Here is a 3,221-nt window from a genome sequence, read left to right as displayed (position 1 = left end):
TCGCCTGGTCGGCCGTCACCGGCACCATCGGTTGGCCGGCGCTGGTGATGTTCGCGATCATCTTCTTCTGGACGCCGCCGCATACCTGGGCATTGGCCATGCGGTACAAGGAGGACTACAAAGCCGCTGGCGTGCCGATGCTGCCGGCCGTCGCGACCGAACGCCAGGTCACCAAGCAGATCCTGATTTACACCTGGCTGACGGTGGCCGCGACGCTGGCGCTGGCGCTGGCTGCCGGGTGGCTGTACACGGCGGTGGCCGCGGTGGCCGGGGCGTGGTTCCTGACGATGGCGCACCAGCTCTACGCGGGTGTGCGCCGCGGCGAGCCGGTCAAGCCGCTGCGGCTGTTCTTGCAGTCGAACAACTACCTGGCGGTGGTGTTCTGCGCGTTGGCGCTCGACTCCGCGATGGCGCTGCCGACGCTGCTGCGCGTCTGACCGTCAGCGCCGCGTCCCAGACCTGCGGATACCCCCTACCCCGTCGGGGTCTTGCGCCTACGACACAGCGTCGTATTGAATCCCCGGCGTGGTCGTAGGGGTCGTTTGCGGGATGGGCCGATGACGGCGCCGATCTGGTTTGCCTCGCCGCCGGAGGTGCATTCGGCGTTGTTGAACAGTGGCCCGGGACCCGGGTCGCTGCTGGCTGCGGCCGGCGCGTGGAACGCGTTGAGCACGGCATACGCGTCAGTCGCTGAGGAGCTCAGCACGGTCTTGGCGGCGGTGCAGGCCGGCGCGTGGCAGGGCCCCAGTGCCGACCAGTACGTGGCTGCGCATCTGCCCTACCTGGCGTGGCTGGTGCAGGCCAGCGCCAAGAGCGCCTCGGAGGCTATCCAGCATGACACCGCCGCCACCGCCTACACCGCGGCGTTGGCCGCGATGCCGACCTTGCCGGAGCTGGCCGCCAACCACGTGATCCACGGGGTGTTGGTGGCGACGAATTTCTTTGGTATCAACACCATTCCCATCGCGCTCAACGAGGCCGACTATGCGCGGATGTGGATTCAGGCGGCCACCACGATGACCACCTATCAAACGGTCTCAGCCGCCGCGGTGACTGCGGCGCCGCAGACCGATCCGGCGCCGCAAATCGTGCGTTCCGCCCAAGGGGTCCAGACCGGCCCCGGGACCACCGGTGGCACCTACGGTGGGCAGGGCATCCCCGACAAGGGGATACTTCCCATCGTCGACAACGACGCCGGGAATCCATACAGCTTGAGTTGGTGGATAAATCGAGTCCTCGAACCCATCCAAACCGTGTCGAGGGACATCCAGTTAATCGGACAGAACCCGGCGCAAGGGCTACTACAGCTGGAGTACGACGTTGTCGGAGTGGCGTCAGACGAGTTCGGCCACGCGATCCAGGTCGTTCAGTACTTCCCCGAAACTTTCGCACTTCCGTTCGCCGTGCCGGCCGGATCTGGCGCCGGCGTCGCGGGCCTGGCCGGCTTTGCTGGAATCCAACCTGACGCGGCCACAGCGCCTGCCGTGGCGGCCGCGCCGTCGCCCCAGACGCACAGTTTGCCGGCGGTGACGAGCAGCCCTGTTGCGATAGGTGCGGGCGGCACCGCCCCCGGCACATCCCCAAGCCCTTCTCCCGCGTCCACGACAAGCACTGTCGCTGGTGCCGCGCCGACACCGCCTGCCGCGGGGAGTGGGCCGGGTTTTGTGCCGCCCTACGCGATAGGACCACCCGGCATTGGCGTCGGGTCGGGGATGAGTGCCAGCGCCAAAACTCAGGAGCCGACGTCCCGAGGGTCGGCGAAAGCGCCCGAAGTGGCGGCGACCGCGGCGGCCGTGGCGGCGCCGCGTCGGCGGCGCCGGCGCGCGGGTATGCGCGGGTACGGCAACGAATATATGGATATGAATGTCCAGGTCGACCAGGACTGGGGCGCGCCGCCGGGTCGGGAGACGGTGGCGTCGGATCGGGGTGCGGGCCCGTTGGGGTTTGCCGGCACGGTAAGCAAGAAGACCGCCGCGACCGCGGCGGGATTGACCACGCTGGCCGATGATGAGTTCGGCAGTGCCCCGCGCATGCCGATGCTGCCGAGTAGCTGGGATCCGGACCAGAATCCGGACCAGGCCGGCGACGCGAAAGAAGGCGGAGAGCACGACTGATGCCGCAATGCTTATCGGGCGTTGACGTCGAGTTCTCGCTGGCCTGGTTGCTCCAACCTCTGTCGGTGGAGACCTTTCTCAACGAAATATGGGCGCAAACGCACTACCACGTCAAGCGACACTGCGTCGGCTACTTCGACAGCCTCCTACCCGGGCCGTCGGCGGTTGAGGACCTTCTAGAGTTGTTTCGACCGGAGCCGTCGAGGGTGCGCCTGACCAAAGAGCACGACAAAAAAGGCCCGGACAACTACCGGCTTGCTGATGGCAGTCTCGATTTGGTCCGCGTCCGAAGCGACTTTGCCGACGGCTACACGATCGTGCTGGATGACGTTGAGCAGTACGTGCGCGCGATTGCCTCGCTGGCGCACGCCATCGAGGTCGAGCTGAACTTCGCGACAAAGGTCAACGCCTACGTCACGCCACCCGAATCACAAGGCTTCGTCGCCCACTACGACGGGCACGACGTGTTGATCCTGCAAATTCAGGGATCAAAGATCTGGCATTTATACGAAGGCGCCGACGTGCTGCCCCGCCAGCTGCGGCGTGAGGAGAAGTGGGTTGCCGACGGTCTGCCGTCACCGACCGACCTGCGTCTGGAAGTCGGCGACGTGCTGTACGTGCCGCGCGGGCGAGTTCACGCGGCGGAAGCAACCTCCGAGCCGTCGGTCCACCTGACTGTGGGCATCCACGCGCCCACCGCGCTCACGTTTGCCGTCGCGGCGCTCAACTCGCTGAGTTTCTCCGACGATCGTCTGAACGTCCGTCTGCCTCCGCGGCATCTTGACGACGCGGATGCGCGCGCGACCCTGGGCGCCCTGTTGCGTGACGCTGCGAGAGCGTTCGAGGACCCTCGCGCCGTCGCGGGAGGGCTTGACGCATTGGCGGATATCTTGGTCCGCCGCGGCCAATGTCCACCAGTCGGACATGCCTCCGACGCCATCTCGGTCGACGGACAGACAGTCGTGCGGAAGTACCAACCCGTGCGCCGTGAGGCGCTGTTGATTCGAACGGAGGTGAGAGACCGACGTCGCCGTTCCTGTCGCAGCAGGACGGTGGAGCTGAGGGCAGCCCGATCCGTGTGGTGACGGGGAGAGTGGGAAGCGGCCC

Annotated in this window: 3 protein-coding genes; all 3 read left to right on the top strand. The window is 66.7% G+C overall.

Features of this window, described 5'->3' with window-relative positions:
* Positions 1-437: UbiA family prenyltransferase (locus ACLQI9_RS15970; protein WP_442391909.1), on the top strand; the 437-nt coding region annotated here is incomplete at its 5' end.
* A gap of 120 nt (positions 438-557) precedes the next feature.
* The gene (locus tag ACLQI9_RS15965; protein ID WP_442376849.1) at positions 558-2,114 is read left to right on the top strand and encodes a PPE family protein; all 1,557 of its coding nucleotides are present in this window, start codon (positions 558-560) and stop codon (positions 2,112-2,114) included.
* Positions 2,114-3,199: a cupin domain-containing protein gene (locus ACLQI9_RS15960; RefSeq protein WP_442376847.1), complete on the top strand. Its 1,086-nt coding sequence runs from the start codon at positions 2,114-2,116 to the stop codon at positions 3,197-3,199. Before ACLQI9_RS15965 ends, ACLQI9_RS15960 begins: the two co-directional genes overlap by 1 nt.
* The last annotated feature ends 22 nt before the right edge of the window (positions 3,200-3,221 follow it).

It is taken from the genome of Mycobacterium sp., from assembly GCF_052143115.1.
Taxonomy (GTDB): domain Bacteria; phylum Actinomycetota; class Actinomycetes; order Mycobacteriales; family Mycobacteriaceae; genus Mycobacterium.
The sequence above is the reverse complement of the archived record's forward strand: the minus strand, read 5'-3'. Positions and strand labels throughout refer to the sequence as shown.